This is a genomic window from Ochrobactrum sp. PL_is483 (assembly GCF_055816855.1).
Genome location: NZ_JBVPGS010000034.1, coordinates 139,968 through 157,004 on the forward strand (window position 1 = coordinate 139,968; position 17,037 = coordinate 157,004).

Annotated in this window: 14 protein-coding genes and 1 pseudogene; 6 read left to right on the forward strand and 9 right to left on the reverse strand. The window is 58.2% G+C overall.

Annotated features, from left to right (window positions below; translation table 11 throughout):
* Nucleotides 1-959: 959 nt before the first annotated feature.
* The 6 genes from AC0TNJ_RS10935 to AC0TNJ_RS10960 form a co-directional block, all read right to left on the reverse strand.
* Nucleotides 960-2,504 (reverse strand): aldehyde dehydrogenase family protein, encoded by a 1,545-nt coding sequence (locus AC0TNJ_RS10935; protein ID WP_473771119.1) that lies wholly within the window; start codon nucleotides 2,502-2,504, stop codon nucleotides 960-962.
* Nucleotides 2,505-2,515: 11 nt separating this feature from the next.
* The gene (locus tag AC0TNJ_RS10940; protein ID WP_473771120.1) at nucleotides 2,516-3,403 is read right to left on the reverse strand and encodes an NAD(P)-dependent oxidoreductase; all 888 of its coding nucleotides are present in this window, start codon (nucleotides 3,401-3,403) and stop codon (nucleotides 2,516-2,518) included.
* A 141-nt stretch (nucleotides 3,404-3,544) separates the two neighbouring features.
* Nucleotides 3,545-4,450 (reverse strand): LysR family transcriptional regulator, encoded by a 906-nt coding sequence (locus AC0TNJ_RS10945; RefSeq protein WP_473771121.1) that lies wholly within the window; start codon nucleotides 4,448-4,450, stop codon nucleotides 3,545-3,547.
* A 63-nt stretch (nucleotides 4,451-4,513) separates the two neighbouring features.
* Nucleotides 4,514-5,674, reverse strand: coding sequence for a M20 aminoacylase family protein (locus tag AC0TNJ_RS10950; RefSeq protein ID WP_473771122.1), 1,161 nt, complete (start codon nucleotides 5,672-5,674; stop codon nucleotides 4,514-4,516).
* Between the two features lie 78 nt (nucleotides 5,675-5,752).
* Complete coding sequence (locus tag AC0TNJ_RS10955) at nucleotides 5,753-6,268, reverse strand: hypothetical protein (RefSeq protein ID WP_473771123.1); 516 nt, start codon at nucleotides 6,266-6,268, stop codon at nucleotides 5,753-5,755.
* 11 nt (nucleotides 6,269-6,279) lie between these two features.
* On the reverse strand, nucleotides 6,280-7,122 hold the full coding sequence (locus tag AC0TNJ_RS10960; RefSeq protein ID WP_473771124.1) for a DUF3100 domain-containing protein: 843 nt from the start codon (nucleotides 7,120-7,122) through the stop codon (nucleotides 6,280-6,282).
* 157 nt (nucleotides 7,123-7,279) lie between these two features.
* Between AC0TNJ_RS10960 and AC0TNJ_RS10965 the strand changes: the two genes are divergently transcribed.
* Complete coding sequence (locus AC0TNJ_RS10965) at nucleotides 7,280-8,086, forward strand: AraC family transcriptional regulator (RefSeq protein WP_473771125.1); 807 nt, start codon at nucleotides 7,280-7,282, stop codon at nucleotides 8,084-8,086.
* An 80-nt stretch (nucleotides 8,087-8,166) separates the two neighbouring features.
* On the forward strand, nucleotides 8,167-8,568 hold the full coding sequence (locus AC0TNJ_RS10970; protein ID WP_473771126.1) for a DUF2000 domain-containing protein: 402 nt from the start codon (nucleotides 8,167-8,169) through the stop codon (nucleotides 8,566-8,568).
* Between the two features lie 174 nt (nucleotides 8,569-8,742).
* Here the strand turns inward: AC0TNJ_RS10970 and AC0TNJ_RS10975 are convergent, their stop codons facing one another.
* Nucleotides 8,743-9,753: an AMP-binding protein gene (locus AC0TNJ_RS10975; protein ID WP_473771127.1), complete on the reverse strand. Its 1,011-nt coding sequence runs from the start codon at nucleotides 9,751-9,753 to the stop codon at nucleotides 8,743-8,745.
* Nucleotides 9,754-10,000: 247 nt separating this feature from the next.
* Between AC0TNJ_RS10975 and AC0TNJ_RS10980 the strand changes: the two genes are divergently transcribed.
* Both AC0TNJ_RS10980 and AC0TNJ_RS10985 read left to right on the forward strand, forming a co-directional pair.
* Nucleotides 10,001-10,819, forward strand: a complete 819-nt coding sequence (locus AC0TNJ_RS10980) for an ABC transporter ATP-binding protein (protein WP_473771128.1) — start codon at nucleotides 10,001-10,003, stop codon at nucleotides 10,817-10,819.
* Complete coding sequence (locus AC0TNJ_RS10985; protein WP_473771129.1) at nucleotides 10,816-12,795, forward strand: iron ABC transporter permease; 1,980 nt, start codon at nucleotides 10,816-10,818, stop codon at nucleotides 12,793-12,795. Before AC0TNJ_RS10980 ends, AC0TNJ_RS10985 begins: the two co-directional genes overlap by 4 nt.
* A gap of 9 nt (nucleotides 12,796-12,804) precedes the next feature.
* Here AC0TNJ_RS10985 and AC0TNJ_RS10990 read toward each other — a convergent pair whose 3' ends face one another.
* Entirely contained in the window at nucleotides 12,805-13,671 is an 867-nt protein-coding gene (locus AC0TNJ_RS10990) for an iron-siderophore ABC transporter substrate-binding protein (protein ID WP_473771130.1), read from the reverse strand.
* A complete protein-coding gene (locus AC0TNJ_RS10995; RefSeq protein ID WP_473771131.1) occupies nucleotides 13,665-15,926 on the reverse strand; it encodes a TonB-dependent siderophore receptor in 2,262 nt (753 codons plus the stop codon). The genes AC0TNJ_RS10990 and AC0TNJ_RS10995 overlap by 7 nt, the downstream gene beginning before the upstream one ends.
* 210 nt (nucleotides 15,927-16,136) lie before the next feature.
* On the opposite strand from AC0TNJ_RS10995, the gene AC0TNJ_RS11000 reads away from it, so the two are divergent.
* Nucleotides 16,137-16,880: an AraC family ligand binding domain-containing protein gene (locus AC0TNJ_RS11000; protein WP_473771132.1), complete on the forward strand. Its 744-nt coding sequence runs from the start codon at nucleotides 16,137-16,139 to the stop codon at nucleotides 16,878-16,880.
* 31 nt (nucleotides 16,881-16,911) lie between these two features.
* A pseudogene (locus AC0TNJ_RS11005) lies at nucleotides 16,912-17,024 on the forward strand (IS6 family transposase); the annotation flags it as partial.
* Nucleotides 17,025-17,037 lie beyond the last annotated feature (13 nt).

The following is a 17,037-nucleotide window of genomic DNA, read 5'->3' on the forward strand; positions in this document are numbered from 1 at the left end:
ATATTAAAGCATAGGCCGATTATTTTTAATTGAAATCAAAAATAAGCTTTGACATTTAGTATACCCGCGTTCCGCAGTGGATCGAGAGGTGCTACTGTGGCACGACAATTTTTGCGCGAAGCGGCAACCATGTGCAATTCGCAAAAAATTGCCGACGCTTTGTTTGATACTGGAAGGATTGGCGCAACAATCTTGGTGGATGGCAGATCACGATTGTAGATCCCCATAAAGTGCGAGGCTTGTCCTGTCCGCGCAGCCAGTCAAGATAGGTCGACACTAAGGATGGAATCTGGATGCGGGTGGCCGGCATCCCCCAGCTGTTCTCGCGAAGGCATCTCGACGCCAGATTGCTGGTCCTTCTGGCAGCTGGAGTTGGACATTGGTTCTACAGATTAGAGCCGCTAGGAAAATGTGCAGCGCCCAGTCGGATCGGCGCACCTGCTTCACATTTTTGACATGGCAAGCGGCCCCGGCTCAGGCCGGACCGCCTTTTATTTAGGCTTCAAAAAGTTCACATCAGCCTTATGTCGCAAGTCAAAACTTGACGACATTTCCCGCACCCACAACCGGAGCTTGCGGCGGGCAGCAATAAATTCCGAGGCTACTTTTATTGTCGAGCGGGATCAGTCCCTCATCCATATCAGTTTCAATATCCGTCTTTGCAGCAATGGCATCCCGCCGGCGGTAAATCCGAAAAACTTGCAATGGGCAAAAGCGTCGGCAAGCCGAGGCGCGTGCACTGGTGACAAGAGCGGGCTTGCAAAACCATATGCATGATCCTGCTTGGGGGCAACTCAGCGCACCTTTCGCGAGCCCGTAAATCGGCCCTCGTTGCCTGAGGCCCGGCAATAGGCTCCCGCCTCGGCGAATTCTGAGAGCTGATGACCAAGGTCGCACTTGGCCTTGACCAGAAAGGTTGCGGCAGCAAGATTGCAACATCTTGCTGCCATTCATCCAGCTCAGGCTCCTGGCGAGTAACCGAAGGTCACAGCCGGGTTTTCGGCTGTTTCCACCCAGATACTCTTTGCCTGCGTATAGGCCATCAAAGCATCCTTACCGCTCGAGCGACCGTAGCCGCTGCGTCCGAAACCGCCGAACGGTGACATAACCGAAATGGTCTTATACCCATTGATCCAGAAGGTTCCGGCCCGCACGCTGGCCGCAACACGGTGAGCCCGCGCGACATTCTCGGTCCAGACAGCACCGGCCAGCCCGTAGGCATTGTCGTTGGCAAGTGCAATTGCTTCCGCTTCGTCATCGAAAGGCATGACAGCCACGACCGGGCCAAACACTTCCTCCCTGGCAATCGTCATTGCGGGATCGACACGATCGAGGATTGTCGGAGCGTAATAGTAGCCTCCAGTTTCGCGCAAAGCTTCCGGCTTTCCGCCTCCCACCGCGAGCACCGCACCATCCGTCACGCCGTCGCGCACCATCTGGTCGATCTTCGACCATTGCCGTGCATTGTTGATCGGTCCGATATGCGAATTGTCGTCATAGGGATCGCCCACAACGATACGGCTTGCAGCATCGGCGTAACGCTCCACGAACTCCTGATGAATGGAGCGGTGAACCAGTAAACGCGAACCTGAGACGCAGCTCTGCCCCGCTCCGCTGAAGATGGCCGACTGCGCGCCGATCAATGCACGGTCCATATTGGCGTCAGGGAAGACAATATTGCCGGATTTTCCGCCCAATTCGAGAATGCACGGAACAACGTTCTTCGCGGCTGTCGCCGCGATCGCAGAACCGGCCTGCGCCGAACCGACGAAAACGACGAGACCGGTGCGCGGATGGGAAACCGCAGCCTGCCCGGCAGTCGGCCCCCGCCCGGCGATTACATTCACCAGACCACGCGGCGCACCGCCCAGTTCACACATCAAGCCGAGGATAAGCGTGGAGAGCGGTGTCAGCTCGGATGGCTTGATGACAACGCCATTGCCTGCGCAGATTGCCGGTGCGATCTGCCATCCGCCGGTAAACAGAGGCGCATTCCACGGCGTGATCTGCGTGACGACGCCAATGGGCTCATGGCGCGTATAATTGAGATGGCTGCTCGGCACCGGAATCACATCGCCATAGAGCTTGTCGCACCAGCCCGCGTAATATTCGAACATCTCGGCAACGCGCACGGCTTCGCCACGAATGTCGCGGATAGGACGCCCGGCAGAACGGCTTTCGATCTCGGCGATCAAAGGAGCATGTTCGCGAATGCACCGGGCGATCTCATTCATCACGCGACCGCGTGCCGACGCCGTCAGGGCCATCCATTCCTTTTGCGCGCGGGCAGCGCTATCCATCGCGGCATCGATAATCGACTGGTCGGCATCCTTGAAGGAAGCGAATATCTTGCCGGTTGCCGGATCGGTCAGCTTCTGTTCGTCACCGCTTCCGACGACGATTTCACCATTCACGAAACTGCCGATCTCACTCTTCGGAAAGAAGCTCTGAAAAATTTCGGCAATGCGCGCGGCCTGTGCTTGGGGGTCAATTGGGTGCATCATTATTCTGGCCTTTACTTCGATGAGACGGGTTGGAAAGCGCCCATGCGGGTGAAGTCGTCGCGGTCCTCAAGATGGCCCGAGCCAGCCCAGAGCTTCGCCACAACGGATGTCAGAGGGATGTCTGCGCCGGTGCGTTCGGCCAGTTCCTGCGCCAAGCGCACATCCTTGCGCATCAAGCCCATCGTGAAACCACTGTCGAAACGGTCGTTCATTATCCAGGTCGGAAAGTGAATCTCGCTGATCATGGATTTTCCTGAAGCCGCATTCAGAACACGAAGGGCGGATTCAGGGCTTATTCCAGCGGCAAGCGCCAGTTTCAGGCCCTCGCTGGTTGTCACCATATGAGCTGCGGCAAGCAGATTGTTGACGAGCTTTGCAACATTGCCTGCACCGCTCGGTCCCACATGCAACGCCTTGGCCGCCATGGCTTCGATAACGGGTTGGGCGAGCGACAGATCCGCATCGCTGCCACCGATCATCATTGTCAGTTGGCCCGACGCAGCACCGGCCGGGCCGCCGCTCACGGGAGCGTCGAGGAAGCCATGACCAAGCACATCGAGCTTCTGCGCGAGCGCCCGGCTGACATCCGGTTCGGATGTGGATGTATCGATAATGACGACGCGGCTGCGCCAGGCACCCAACTGGTGGATATGCGCATTGACGACGTTCTCGACATCACGCGCGGTCGGAAGTGAAAAAACCAGAAAATCGGACTTTTCGAACAGCAGGTCGAGCGTGTCTGCGGGCGTCACATTCACCTTCTGAGCTAATGCCTTACGCTCTTCGGACAAATCGAATCCGAACGTAGCAAACCCCTTTGCCGCCAGGGTCTGCGCCATGCCGAGCCCCATGCTGCCGAGGCCGGCCACACCGATCACCGGCGGTTCCTGTTGCGCCATTCCAAATCTCCATTGTTCCTTGATCGCCTGTTCGGCAGATCGCGTTTCGAATGGAGAAAAGCTCGCACCAAAGCGCCCGGTCGCATAGCCGGTTTGCAGACAACGCTGCGTCCCGTCATGCGCAACAGCAATTCGCAAAACCTATTGAAACGCTGTCATGTTGTTGGCGAGAAACCCGCTCAACCGTTCCACCGATAGCGGCAATCGGCGGCGCGCCCGCACCATGAGATGTGCGCTTGCTTCCGCCAGAAGCGGGTCGGACAGTTCGCGTATGGCGACGGCCTCGCGCGCCAGTTCGGTGGATACGGCGAAGCGGGGCAGAAACGATATGCCAAGTCCCGCAATCACGAACCGCCTCAAGACATCGATCGACGTCGTTTCGACCAGAGGCGAAATCGCAAAACCGCGATCGGCTGCAACCCGCGTGACAAGCTGGGTAATGCCATGGCCCGGCCCCAGCAGCGCGTTGGGCAAGCCCGCGCAATCGGCCAGCTCCAGCCGTTCCTTTGCCAATACCGGATGGCCCGGCGGCGCAACCACGCAGAGCGGCTGTTTGGAAATGGCAAGCGACCGAACCCGGGCATCCGTCAGCGGATTATAGGCGATGCCAATATCAGCGTCTCCGTTGGCAATCCCATCCAGAACGCTCTGCGTGCCGCCAAGCTGCAGATCGTACTGCACGTCTGGATAGATTCCGACGAAGGAACCGAGACCATGTTGCAGAATATCAGCGAGAAACCCTTCGCCGCACAAAATGCGGACACGTCTTTGCTGCACGCCCTTAAGGAAGCCCAGTTGCTCTCTCAGGAGACCATGCTCTTCCAGAACCCGCCTGCTATGCTCCAAAACCAGTTCGCCAGCTTCGGTCAAAGCCATGCCGCGTGCGTTTCGTTCAAACAGGGGCAAACCAATCTTGCGCTCTGTTTCTGCAATCTGACGGCTCACCACTGAAGGCGCAACATTCACGTGCTCGGCGGCACCTCGGATCGACCCGATCCGGACCACCGCCATGAACATGCGCAATTCTTTCGCATCAAGTGTTTCCATGGCGCTATGTTGCCTGGTTGGTATCCGGGATCAAGGGAAGGTGCGAACAAGGCCGGGCAGCCGTCAGCTCGACGCCAGTTCACTCGCGACCAGCTTGATCCAGAAATTGGCGCCTATCGGCAGAAGGGCGTCATTGAAATCGTAATATGGCGAATGCAGACCCGGATTGAGTCCCTCACGACGGCTGCCGAGCCAGAAGTAACAACCCGGCTTCTCTTGCAGCATGAAAGCGAAATCTTCAGCGGCCATGCTTGGCGCCACATCAAGAACCTTGAGACCAAGATCGGGTGAACCGGCGAGTTCACGGATTTTGCAGGCATTGCCTGCCGTATTGATCGTTGAAGGATAACGTTTTTCGTAATCGACACGTGCCGTACAGCCAAAACCTTCGGCGATAGAAGTGGCAAGCTCGTGCATCCGGCGGGCAATCATTTCCCCGACATCGGGCAAGAACCAGCGAGTGGTTCCACGGATAACCATGCTTTCCGGGATGACGTTCCAGGCGTCCCCGCCATGCATCTGCGTCACGGAAACAACGGCGGATTCGAGCGGCGAAACATTGCGGCTGGCAATCGTCTGCAACGCCGTGACCAACTGCGCGGCGGCGACCACCGGGTCGGCGCCTTCATGCGGCATCGCGCCGTGCGCTCCCTTGCCAGTCAGTTCGATCTCGAATGTTCCGAAAGCTGCCATCATCGCATCGTCGCGGGCCACGCAGGTCCCGACGTCGAGTGCCGGCCAGTTGTGCAAACCGTAAACCGCGTCGACTGGAAAGTCCGTGAACAGCCCCTCCCGCACCATCTCGCGGCCACCGCCTTCGTTTTCCTCCGCCGGTTGGAAAATAAAGCGTACGGTACCGTCAAATTCAAGCTTGCTGACAGCTTTTGCTGCAGCCAGAGCCATGGTTACGTGTCCGTCATGACCGCAGGCGTGCATTTTGCCGGGCTTCTCCGACGCGTAGGCAACACCGCTCTTTTCCGCGATCGGCAAAGCATCCATATCCGCCCGGATGCCGATAGCGCGTTTCGATGTTCCGCGCGTCAGGCTGCCGATCACGCCCGTTCCCGCATAGCCCGGGCGAACATCGAAACCCCAGAGTTGAAGCTTTTCCGCAATAAAGGCAGCAGTGCGATTTTCCTCGAAAGCTAGCTCGGGGTGCCGATGCAGATCATGCCGCCAGGCCGTTGCTTCCGCAATGTCGGCTTCGCTGAGAAAAACAGCCATAGAACAATTCCCTATATATTAGAGCGGCTCCGGAAATGCTCCAGGCAGGCCCGCTGATCGGGCCTGCCATGAAGCAGTTTAGCCCGTAATACGCAATGTCAGATCGGCGACGACCACCGAGCCGAGATAGGTGCCGATCATCACGCAGATAGCGACAACGACAATCTTCCAGCCGGAACGGCGGGCAATCTCGAATTCGTTGCGTGTCAATGCCAGGCCACCATAGGCCAGCGCCGGTGTTGCCAGGGCCAGAAAGTTCAGTTCTCCCACCTTCGCCAGAACAAACTCCGATCCGGGAACGCCAGGAATGGTGATGACAATGGCAATGAGGGAAACCCAGGCTACACTCGGCAGATAGAAAGGCATATAGCGCGCAAGGATCAAGCCGCCGATAGATGCAGCATAAAGCACCGCCATGCCTGGCAGGGCCTGAGCGGGTGTCACTCCCGTTCCGACCCAGTTCGCGACCAGTCCGAGAAAGCAGGCAATCACAAGAAGCAAGGCATTTTCGACAATATCGATCTTGCGCTCGTCAGTCGTCTCGACAGACAGGGTCAGATTGTCGATCGTGTTCTTCACTGATTTCGAAGTCATCAGTCTCTCCCTTACGCCGCGTCGCGATATTCTTCGGGGCGGCATTTTTTATAGAGCCATTCCGTCAGCGGCAACGCCACAAACAGGCCGACATAGAGTCCCGTCGCATAGGTGAGGATGTTGCTGGCGGCAGCCAGGGCCAGAATGAGATCCTTCTGTTCCGGCAAGACACTGACCAGACCGCCCGTGCAGGCCGCGAGCATGCTGCCCGAACCGACACCGCATGACATGGCCAAGGCGCGAAAATCAAAAAGCCCCAGACTGTTGACGAGCGGCGGCATCAAGGCAAAAACGAACGTGCCAATCAGCGTTCCGGTAGCGTAGACGCCCATCACGCCCGCACCTTCCGGACTGTCCAGGCCATATTTATCGGCAATCAGCGCCAGATTGGGCTCCCGGTCAATCGAATAGGTCGCGCCGATGGTTTCGCGGCCCATGCGCAGCAGGAAAACGGCGATAGGAAAGGCGACGGCAATGGTTCCGAGATTGCCGATTTCCTGCAGAATGAGAGCCGGTCCGGCAGCAATGATGTTCTCGATCTGAGGGCCGACAGTCGTGCCGAACTTGGCAATGAACGGCATGATGGCAATGGTGATCATAGTGCCTGACAGCTTAACGGAGTCAGATTTCAGAACTTTCCCCGTCGCCTTGAGAATATTCGGATTGAGGATGACGCCAAGAGCAAAGGCGTAGAGCATCGGCAGGAAGATTACGGAACCGATGCCGATGGATATTTTCCGAATGCCGATCAGTTCCGAAATACAGATGATTGCCAGTACGAACGCGTGCAACCAGATATGGCGCATCGCAAATATATTGTTCCCCTTCACGCGGGCCTCCTTGTTTTTCTTCATACGCGCTATGCTTCAGTATGATGAGTTTGGATCGAAGTACCAGCCTCAGGGGTAGGAACACAGCGTTGCTCTTGCAACAACGGCGGCGAACTGCCGAGCGCTCGCGGCTCCAAAGCCGCCCTTTACGAGACGGATTCGCAGACGATATATCTTCCCCATGCAACGCAATCGGTATCACCATTTGGGCTGGCTCCATGGTATCGAGCTTTTCGAAGCCGCTCTCAGCAGCCAGACCTTTGCCCGCCACGCCCATGAGGGTTTTGCCATCGGCGCGATCGCCGAGGGGACTGGCGGCTATTATTGTCGGGGCGAAAGCATGGTGCTGCCCGCCGGCTCGCTGTCCCTCATGAACCCCGGGGAACCGCACACCGGCTACGCGCCAGCCGGCAGGGTGCGATACAATATGCTTTATGCGTCCGAAGAGGCGGTGCGCGCTGTACTGGGGCTGCGTGACCTGCGCGGTTTTGCAGAGATTGCGCCCCGGGATCGTGGACTTAAGTTGACGAAGGCATTGACGCGGCTCGCTCTCTACCTGAATGGCGCGCTGCCGTCCGACGCCCGTCTGGGAGCCGAAGAGTCCGTCCACGCGGTGCTGGCGGAGGCCTTCGCCCGTTACGGCTGGGCGGAATTGCGCAAACCGGGTGACGAGCCTGCTGCTATTCGGGTTCTGCTGGAGCGGATCGAGGCCGGTGTCACTGCGGGCGAAGAACTCAGCCTGTCCCGCCTGGCGGATCAGGTTGGGCTCAATTCATCTTACCTGATCCGCAGCACCAGCCGCGCCACTGGACTGACGCCGCATGGTCACGTGTTGCGCGCCCGCGTGGATCACGCCCGCCGCCTGTTGTTGAACGGCTTTTCCGCTGCCGAGGCAGCCGTCGCTGCCGGGTTCTGCGATCAGGCCCACCTGATCCGGCAGTTCCGCCGCTACTATGGGGTGACGCCCGGGGCACTGATCCGGCATTAGAGCCGCATCCCCAAGGTCAATTTTGTCCAAGACGGCCCGCCATGCGACATGGCATGGCATGGCCCGAAAGGACCCATGCAATGCCCCTGAAACCTGTCATTATTCTGGATGAAACCCTGCCTACCGGCCTAAAGGCCAACTTCGCCGCTGTACTGGGCATGAGCTTGGGGCGGCTTTGTCCTGACCTCATCGGCGCCGACACGCCCACGCAAAGCGGCGATACGTTGGCCGGGATCACGACAGTCGCGCTACCAATCCTCGGTGCCCGGGCGACCGACCTGCCGACGCTGTTTGCAGCTGCTGCCGAACTGCCGGTGAAGCTCGCTTACATGCGCGCGGCCTTCGAAGCCCGCGATTATACTGACTATACCAACCGCATCGCCGCCGCGCCGCTGACCGGCCACGCTCCGCAGGCGATCCTTCTGGCGGGGCCGCGAAAGGCTGTGGACCGGATTTGCGGCAGCCTGCCGCTCCTGCGCTGATGCGCGACGTGAAATGCCTCACGCCATACGGTCAGAAGGGATTTTTGAAGGTCATCAAACGCGAGGCGGTAGGACGTGCTGTTCGTCAACATTCGACCGCATGACCTTCGCCAAATCCGCGAAGGCCAGCAGTCCTGGCGCTTTCAACTCTTTCAGACGAGCGCTTGCGCCTGGCTATCGACGCGTAGCGCTCGCTGCTTCATGTCGGTCCCAGCAATCGCCAAGTTCCCTTGACAGTTTGTGCTTCATGATACGCTGGCTGGGCGTGCGTTCAAACTCGTCGATCACCGCGATGTAACGTGGATTCTGATAGGCCGCGAGACGGGTCGCCAGCCATGACGAAAGCGCGGCCGGGTCGACTTCGCAACCGGATTTCGGCTTGACGAATAGCTTTATATCCTGCTCGCCGATTTCGGCGGCAACGCCGACAATCGCGCAGTCTTCTACTGTTGGATAAGCTCCGGCGATGTGTTCGACTTCCCAAGCGGAAACGTTCTCGCCCTTGCAGCGTACGCTGTCGGTCAGGCGACCATGGAACCAGAGATTGCCGTCCGCATCGAAGGACCCGGAATCGCCCGTATGAAGTGCACCGTTGCGCAGCGTCTTCCCTGTCGCTTCCGGGTTTCGCAGATATCCCTGGAACAGAGCGCCTTCAATGGAAGACCGCACAACGATCTCACCTTTTTCACCGTCAGGAACCGGTTTTCCGGTTTCGTCGAGAAGATCGACCGTGAACCACGGCATTGGCTTGCCGACGGCGCCGACGGTTCCGTTATCGTTGCAGGTGGTGATGCTTGAAGCTTCGGTCATGCCATAGCATTCGCGCATTTCCACCCCGAAGCGATCGCGGAAAAGCGGCCAGACTTCCTTGGGACAGCCGCCGCCCCAAGCTATGCGCACCGGGTGATCCCGATCGGAAGCGCTTTCCGGCTGCTTCAGCAGTATTTGCAGGATACCGCCCAGATAGTGGATATGGGTTGCACCATATTCGCGGACCTGTGCCCAAAAACGGCTGGCGGTCCCGGCTGATCCGCATCGCGCTTGAGAATGAAAACCCCTTCGCAGTATCCCAAAAAGTAACGATTTCCGGCTGCGCTTTCGGATATTGCTGGGCCAAATAGCGGTTACAATCTGCCGCTTTCCATAGCAACTGTGCCGACGCAACGGGTTCGTTCGCCCAGGCACGGTTGCTAGGAGATACTGTTGGACAGCTTGACTTGATCGTTTCTGCGCAATCAGGAACCTGCTTGCCTCTATTAAGAAAAGTTATTATTTCAGATCGTCCCAGAGCGGTTCTTTTAACAGAATCGACAGAACCGCTCTAACTATTTGTTTTGTCGCATTTTCCAACGCAAAACCGTTTCACACTTTTGCTGGAAATGCTCTCGTTTCAATGAAAGCCGCGTGAACTTTGCCGGAACAGAATTCGAGAATGGAGACGCAGCCGGCGGTCATTCAGGTCAACGATTTATCCGTCGACTATGACGGTTCGCCTGCGCTGACATCCGTTGACGTTTCAGTCAGCGCCGGTCGGATAACCGCGATATGCGGCGCCAACGGTTCGGGCAAAAGCACATTGTTGCGCTGCATGGCGCGCCTGCAAAAGCCTTCGCGCGGCGTAGTGCTTTTTGAGGGGCACGACATAAGCCGCATGCGCCGCAACGAACTCGCCAGAAAGGTCGCGGTGCTGGGGCAGATGCCCGAAGTTCCTGCAGGCCTTACGGTCGAGGAGCTCGTTGAAAATGGCCGCCATCCCCACCGGGGATTGCTCTCGCGTCTGGGGCAGGCGGATCGGGCCATAATCGCGCAGTCGATTGCACAGGTCGGTCTGGAGAAACTTCGGCACCGGCAGGTCGCTTCACTGTCGGGCGGTGAGCGGCAGCGAGCCTGGGTGGCTCTTGCGCTCGCGCAGAACCCTTCAGTGCTCTTCCTTGATGAGCCGACGAACTTTCTCGATATCCGCCATCAGTCCGAGCTGCTCACACTTCTGAAAAAGCTGAACAAAGAGCGCAACCTCACCATCATTGCCGTGCTCCACGATCTCAATCAGGTAATGGAACTGGCGGACGATGTCATTTTGATGCGCAAGGGACAGCTTATGGCCTCGGGCACCCCGCAAAACGTTCTGACGAAACAGCATCTCAAGCAAGCCTTCGAGTTCGACATGGACGTTATCGCTCATCCGGTCCTGCCGATCTCCTTCTGTCTGCCGCGCTGGATTGTCGATGATCACGATCAGGCCGCGCGATGACGCCACGGCATGCCGTCGCGGAAGCCGCGAAGCCAAGGATCCATGTTTTCAGCCTGTTCATACTGGCGACAGTGCTCCTGCTGGGGCTGATTATCGCCGAACTCGTCGTCGGCAGCGGCAACGTCGCGCTCTCCGATGTTTTGCAGGCGCCATCGCGGCCGCAATCGCTGGCGCAGATCATCATCGAAACCATCCGCCTGCCGAGGGCTCTTGCCGCCGTTCTGGTCGGCGCCGCACTCGCGGCAGCAGGTACGGTCATGCAGACGGTGTTGCGGAATCCCCTTGCCGCACCTGATATCCTGGCTGTGACCAGCGGTGCGCAACTGGCTCTCATCATTGCAAGCCTGTTGCTTCCATTCGCTTTTCCGGGTTTTCTCGCGACCATCCTCGGTGGGGCCATCGGCGGCGGTCTCTGTCTTCTGGTGGGTGGCGGATTGCGTGCGCAGCCGGTCCGGCTTGCGCTCGCTGGGGTAGCTATCTCCCTCGCCTTCTCAGCGCTGTCATCCGCGATTGTTCTTATGGCCGACGATCGGGCATCGGGCGTTCTTCTGTGGTCGTCAGGTCTTCTGGAGCAATCCGGCTGGACCAAGGTTGCTTCACTGGCGCCCGCAATATTGGGCGGAATATTGCTGCTTGCCCTTTTGGGACGGCAGTTCGACGTGATGGCGCTCGGCAATGATATGGCCTCGGGCCTCGGAATGGGGAAAGCACCCGCCATCATCGGTTTGCTGGCTACGGTTGTTCTTTCCGGCGCTGCGGTTTCCATTGCGGGGCCGATTGGCTTCATTGGCCTTGCGGTCCCGAATTTCCTGCGGGCCGTGGGTTTCCACAAACATGGTATCCTGCTGCCCGCTGCTGGCCTTTTGGGGGCAATCGCACTTCTCGCAGCCGATGTTTCAGCGCAGATGTTGAGCAATAATGGCACGATCATTCCAACCGGCGTTCTTGCCGCTTGTTTCGCGGCGCCTGTCCTCATTCTGGTTCTGCGCAGGATCAAGGGGGAGATGCGCACGCGCGCAAACGTCGTTTCGGAAAAGGTTCTGTTTCAGCGGAAAACTGTGCTCTATTCCGCTCTCGTCGGAATGATGCTGGCGGCTTTCCTGCTCGGCCTGCTCTTCGGCGATGGAGTTGCCGGTTGGCAAACCGATTGGAACACCGTCTCCGCACTGCGCATGCCCCGCGTGTTGATTGCCATGGGAGCGGGAGCGTTGCTGGCATGCGCTGGCCTGCTGCTTCAGCTCGTCACACGCAATCCGCTTTCAGGTCCGGAAACTCTGGGCTTGTCGCAAGGGGCAGCGCTTGCCGGACTTGCCGGCCTTTTGATCGGTGTCGTGCCCGGCAGCCCGCTATTCGCGCTTCTCGCGGTGCTCGGGGCAGGTCTGGTCGTCTTGTGCATTTCCCTCCTTTCGGCCCGCATGTCGCCGGAGCGCACGGCGCTGACCGGCATCGCGATTGCCGCCAGCCTCTCCGCCATCAGCACCATCATTGTCATTGAAGCCAAATTACAGGTCGCGGAAGCGCTTTCCTGGCTGGCAGGGTCCACGCATGGGCGAAACTGGCAGGATGTGGCGGCGCTCGCACCCTGGCTCGTCCTCATTCCGTTGATGATGGTGCTGGCAAGGCGGTTCGATATTCTGGCGATGGGGCGGGACGAGGCGGAATCCATCGGTCTCAATACAATGTCCGCCCGCCTCTGGACGATGCTTTTGGCCTCGCTGGCGGTGGCCGGTGCCGTGGCGACGGTCGGTGCAATAGGCTTCGTGGGGTTGATAGCGCCGCATGCTGCCCGTTTGTGCGCTGGCGCGCGCTATCGCCAGCTCGTGCCGGTTGCAGCCCTTATGGGAGCCATTCTCACCGCCTTCGCGGATATGTTCGGAAGGACGCTTATCGCACCGCAGGAAATTCCGGCAGGGATCGTTACCGCCTTCATCGGCGCGCCCTTGTTCATTCTATTGATGCGCCGTCAATCGCGTTGACCGCCCCCTTCAGATCGGCAACGCGCTTTCCAGCCGGTCAAGCAGACGCAACATCGACCGTGTGGAGCCGAAGGGCCAGATATCGGGACCGACAGCGTGCACCTGATTGCTCGCGACCATCGGCAGGACCGGCCAAAGGGCACTTTCCGTCAACTCGCGCGGCGGCTCATCGCCAAGTAGGCAGAGATGCGTATCGGCGCCCAGCGTGGCGAGATCTTCCAGCCCCAATGTCGTAAAGCCGAAGGATTGGCTGCCCAGATCGACAGCCGGTGAAAATCCGGCTTTCACCAGTGTCATCATCACAGCGGAATTGGTTGTGAAGACGCGCAGACGGGCAACGCCCGGCAATGGCTGCGCGATGACGATCCTCGTTTCCTGCGGCGAGCGCTTCGCCCTCGCAGCAGAAAGACGGCCTTCAAAAGAGACCCATTCCTTACGCGCTTCCGCTTCCCGCCCGACCGCCTTGCCAGCGGTCGATAACCCGGCTTCCATGTTGCTGTAGAAATCGGACTTCTCGGAACCCGTATCGATCAGCAAGGTTGGCGAAATTTCGTTCAGGCGAGCCGCAATGGCGCCGTGGCGCAGCGCGGACGTGATAATAAGATCGGGCTTCAGCCGCATCAGGGCTTCAAGGCTTGGCTGCTGACGTCCGCCGACATCGACCGCTTCGGAAAGCTTACCGTTCTCGATGTTCACCCATTGGCGATATCCCGCCAGATCGGCAACACCGACCGGGACAATATCGAGCGAGAGAAGAATCTCGGTCGCAGCCCATTCGAGCGTTACAATTTTCAACGGCTCTGCACGGGCGACAGAAGTGAGGGCAGCCATGGCGGCCCCCACAAGAACATCACGCCGCGAAAAAACTGTTACCATCGAACGCTCGTCGTCGCCACGATGGAACGACCCTGGCCATAATAGCACTGGCTTGTGGAATTGCAGCCAGCCACATATTTCTTGTCGCCGAGATTATAGGCGTTGACCTGCAGGCGATAGTTGCCGAAGTCGTAGCGCAGAAACGCATCGACCAGCGTATAGGACGGCACATAGAAGGTGTTGAGCGTGTCGCCCGCCGTCTTTCCGATGCGGCGCACGCCGCCTCCAACGACAAGGTTGCCTTCGATATTGCCCGGCAGCGGCATGTCGTAGCTCAGGAACAGGGATTGCTGGTTCTTCGGCACGGTATAAGGCAATTTGCCAATCTGGGCAGGATTCTGGCTTTCGCTGACTTCCGGGTCCTGGAAGCTCAATGCGCCGGTGACGTTGAGCCTGTTCCAAAGACGTGCGGTTCCCTCGAGCTCGACCCCGCGAACCCGCACCTCGTCGGTCTGGTAATAAACGCCGGAGATGCGGTTCACGACATTTTGCTGCTCCGCTTCGAAAGCCGAAAGCGTGACAGTGTAATCCTCTCCCTCCGGTGCATATTTCAAACCCACTTCCTTCAGGGTGCCGGTCGTGGGTTTGAGCGGCGTATCGGCGAGCGTCAATGTCGGCAGGAAGGAAGTCGAGTACAGCGCATATGGCACGAAGCCTGAATCGAACAGATATGCCACGCCGACGCGGCCGGTGAACTTGTCGGGGTCCTGTTCGTAATCCGTGGTCTTCCCCGATGAAAGTGCGGTCTGCTCGGAACGGATGCTGACGAAATCCTTGCGGCCGCCCAGCGTGACGCGAAGCTTGCCCGCTTCGATCTGGTCCTGGACATAAAGGCCGGTCTGGTACTGTTTCTGCAAAAGCCGTGTCGTCGGAGACAGCTCGGCGAGAGGCTGGTCGTAGGTCGGATTGAAAAGATCCTGCGACGGGCCGCTTGCCGAAGCGGTATAATTATCGAGGCGTTGCCATTGCTGGTCGACGCCCACAAGCAGGGTGTGCGCCAACGGCCCCGTATCGAAACGCGACTCCAGTTGCGTATCGAAGGCTATCGCATCAAGTTCGGGCTGGGCCAGATAGTTGGTGCGCGGGATCGTATGACCATCCCAGCCCTTGGTCGGAATGACACCGGTGAACAGATTGCGGTAATCCGTCTTCATATGCGAATAGCGAAAATTCTGGCGCACGGTGAACGTGTCGTTGAAGCGGTGTTCGAAATCATAGCCCACATAACCGATCTCTTTCTTGTAGATCGCATTGCGCGGGTCGCCATCGGAAAAGTCGCGTGAGATCGTCTGTCCAGTCGGATTTGGCAATACGCTGCCATAGGCCGGGATGATGACGCCGGCCTGCCCCATATTGTCCTTCAGGTAGCCGCCGGAAACCACAAGGCTGGTATCCGCATCGGGCCGCCAGGCAAAACTGGGATTGATCGCAATGCGATCGTTCTTGCCCAGATCGTAAGACGTGTTGCTATCGCGGAAAATTCCGTTCAGGCGATAGGTGAAGCGGGGATCGTTGTTGATCGGCCCTGTAATATCGACGCCGAATTCCTTGCGTTCAAAGCTTCCGCCGCGCAGATAAATTTCCCGCGAAGCTTCGGCCTGCGGCTGCTTGCTGACCATATTGACGATGCCGCCGACATTGCTCTGGCCAAACAGGGCAGAACTCGGGCCGCGCAGGATTTCCACGCTTTCCAGAGAATAGGGTTCGACAACAAAGCCCGAATAGCCGCCGGATTGGCTGGCAATCTGGGGAATGCGCAGGCCATCCAGATAAAGATCAGCCGGAAAGCCGCGCACGGTAAAATAGTCCGAACGAACATCGGCACCATAACGCTGTGCGTTCACATTGGCGCTATACAGCATCGCTTCGCTGACCGACTGCACCGCGCGGTCATTCATATTGTCACGCGTGACGACCGAAATAGACTGCGGCGTTTCGCGGATTGGCACGTCACTTTTGGTTGCCGCACGGCTGTACTCGGCAATGTAACCTTCCACAGGCGCACGCGGGCCTTTCCCACCGGACGTCTGTATCTCAATCGTGTCGAGCTTGAGGATTCCAGCCTCTTGCGCTGCTGATGGCGCCGCGATTGCGATGGAAGCCGCGCCACCAAGAATTGCGGTTTCCAGCAGACATTTGACGCTCGTCCGTCGCGACTTCTTTGTGCCCTGTTTGCGCGCAGCACCACTCGTATTCAATTCGGCTCTCCTTGCCGACCGGCAGGCGGGCGGCACGTTACCCCGCTGGCTGATCATGGCTGCGGGCTATGCAATGATTTTGGCGTTGCGCAAATTTGAATTTCAGAATAATTCTAATTTGTGCGTATCAATGAACGCGTTACGCGGCTGAATATATTTCAGCAACCTTGATGGAGTCAGGCCAAACTCCGTTGCAATCGGGTCAAAATTCTGCAATTTCCGTCAAATATGACAATTTCAGTCAAATTGGGCCAAACGGAAATTTGCATGCGACCGAAACACGCCATCGACTATCAGAATTTACCGCGGCCTTTAGCGGTCATGCGGCGTGAATACAAAACCGGCATGAATTTTGGCTGGCATAGTCATCGGCGCGGACAATTACTCTACGGGAATTCCGGTTACATGACGGCGCTGACCGAAGAGGGCGCTTTCATGCTCCCCACAGGCTACGCCGTGTTATTGGGACCGGATCTGCCCCATGCGGTGGAAACGTTCGGTGAAACGGAAATGTACTCGGTCTATGTGGAAGAGAACATTTCGCGGGATTTGTGGGAAGAAACGCGCGTCCTCAAAGTCTCCGCATTGCTCGACGCCAGCATTCAGGCGCTTGCGAATGAGCCCGTGCTTTATGACGAAAACGGACGCGGTCGGCATCTTTCCGCTCTCATTCTGGACGAAATCCGCTGTGCGAACAGACAACCGCTGACAGTACCGCTTCCAGCAGAAAAACAGCTGCGAAAACTGTGCCGGAATCTACTGGATGATCCGGGCCTGGACCTTACCATCGATGATTGGGCCGAACAGGTGGGTATGAGTCGGCGGACGATGACACGCAAATTTCGCCAGGAAACGGGCATGAGCTTTATTGAATGGCGTCAGCGCCTGCGCGCTTCCCACGCCATGCGCCGGCAGGCTGAAGGGGTCCCATTGGCCGTCGCGAGCGTGGAAGCGGGCTATCAAAGCGTTTCAACGCTGCGCAAAGTCATGAAAAACCTCAGTCTGGCATGACAACTCCACGTTCATCGAATACCCAAAAAGGCTGGCTCATTTTCTGGGTAAGATCATTCTCTTGTCTCTGCGGTAGTATTGCCGCCAGGGACCAGCTACCGCGACCTTGAGCAAATGAGGGGCGAGCGGGGTGTCCCTGTTGATCGACTTAACCGGC

Bases quoted from the DNA above. Each gene is read 5' to 3' on its own strand.
- AC0TNJ_RS10935 (WP_473771119.1), bottom strand. From the start codon at position 2,504: ATGATGCACCCAATTGACCCCCAAGCACAGGCCGCGCGCATTGCCGAA.
- AC0TNJ_RS10940 (WP_473771120.1), bottom strand. From the start codon at position 3,403: ATGGCGCAACAGGAACCGCCGGTGATCGGTGTGGCCGGCCTCGGCAGC.
- AC0TNJ_RS10945 (WP_473771121.1), bottom strand. From the start codon at position 4,450: ATGGAAACACTTGATGCGAAAGAATTGCGCATGTTCATGGCGGTGGTC.
- AC0TNJ_RS10950 (WP_473771122.1), bottom strand. From the start codon at position 5,674: ATGGCTGTTTTTCTCAGCGAAGCCGACATTGCGGAAGCAACGGCCTGG.
- AC0TNJ_RS10955 (WP_473771123.1), bottom strand. From the start codon at position 6,268: ATGACTTCGAAATCAGTGAAGAACACGATCGACAATCTGACCCTGTCT.
- AC0TNJ_RS10960 (WP_473771124.1), bottom strand. From the start codon at position 7,122: ATGAAGAAAAACAAGGAGGCCCGCGTGAAGGGGAACAATATATTTGCG.
- AC0TNJ_RS10965 (WP_473771125.1), top strand. From the start codon at position 7,280: ATGCAACGCAATCGGTATCACCATTTGGGCTGGCTCCATGGTATCGAG.
- AC0TNJ_RS10970 (WP_473771126.1), top strand. From the start codon at position 8,167: ATGCCCCTGAAACCTGTCATTATTCTGGATGAAACCCTGCCTACCGGC.
- AC0TNJ_RS10980 (WP_473771128.1), top strand. From the start codon at position 10,001: ATGGAGACGCAGCCGGCGGTCATTCAGGTCAACGATTTATCCGTCGAC.
- AC0TNJ_RS10985 (WP_473771129.1), top strand. From the start codon at position 10,816: ATGACGCCACGGCATGCCGTCGCGGAAGCCGCGAAGCCAAGGATCCAT.
- AC0TNJ_RS10990 (WP_473771130.1), bottom strand. From the start codon at position 13,671: ATGGTAACAGTTTTTTCGCGGCGTGATGTTCTTGTGGGGGCCGCCATG.
- AC0TNJ_RS10995 (WP_473771131.1), bottom strand. From the start codon at position 15,926: ATGATCAGCCAGCGGGGTAACGTGCCGCCCGCCTGCCGGTCGGCAAGG.
- AC0TNJ_RS11000 (WP_473771132.1), top strand. From the start codon at position 16,137: ATGCGACCGAAACACGCCATCGACTATCAGAATTTACCGCGGCCTTTA.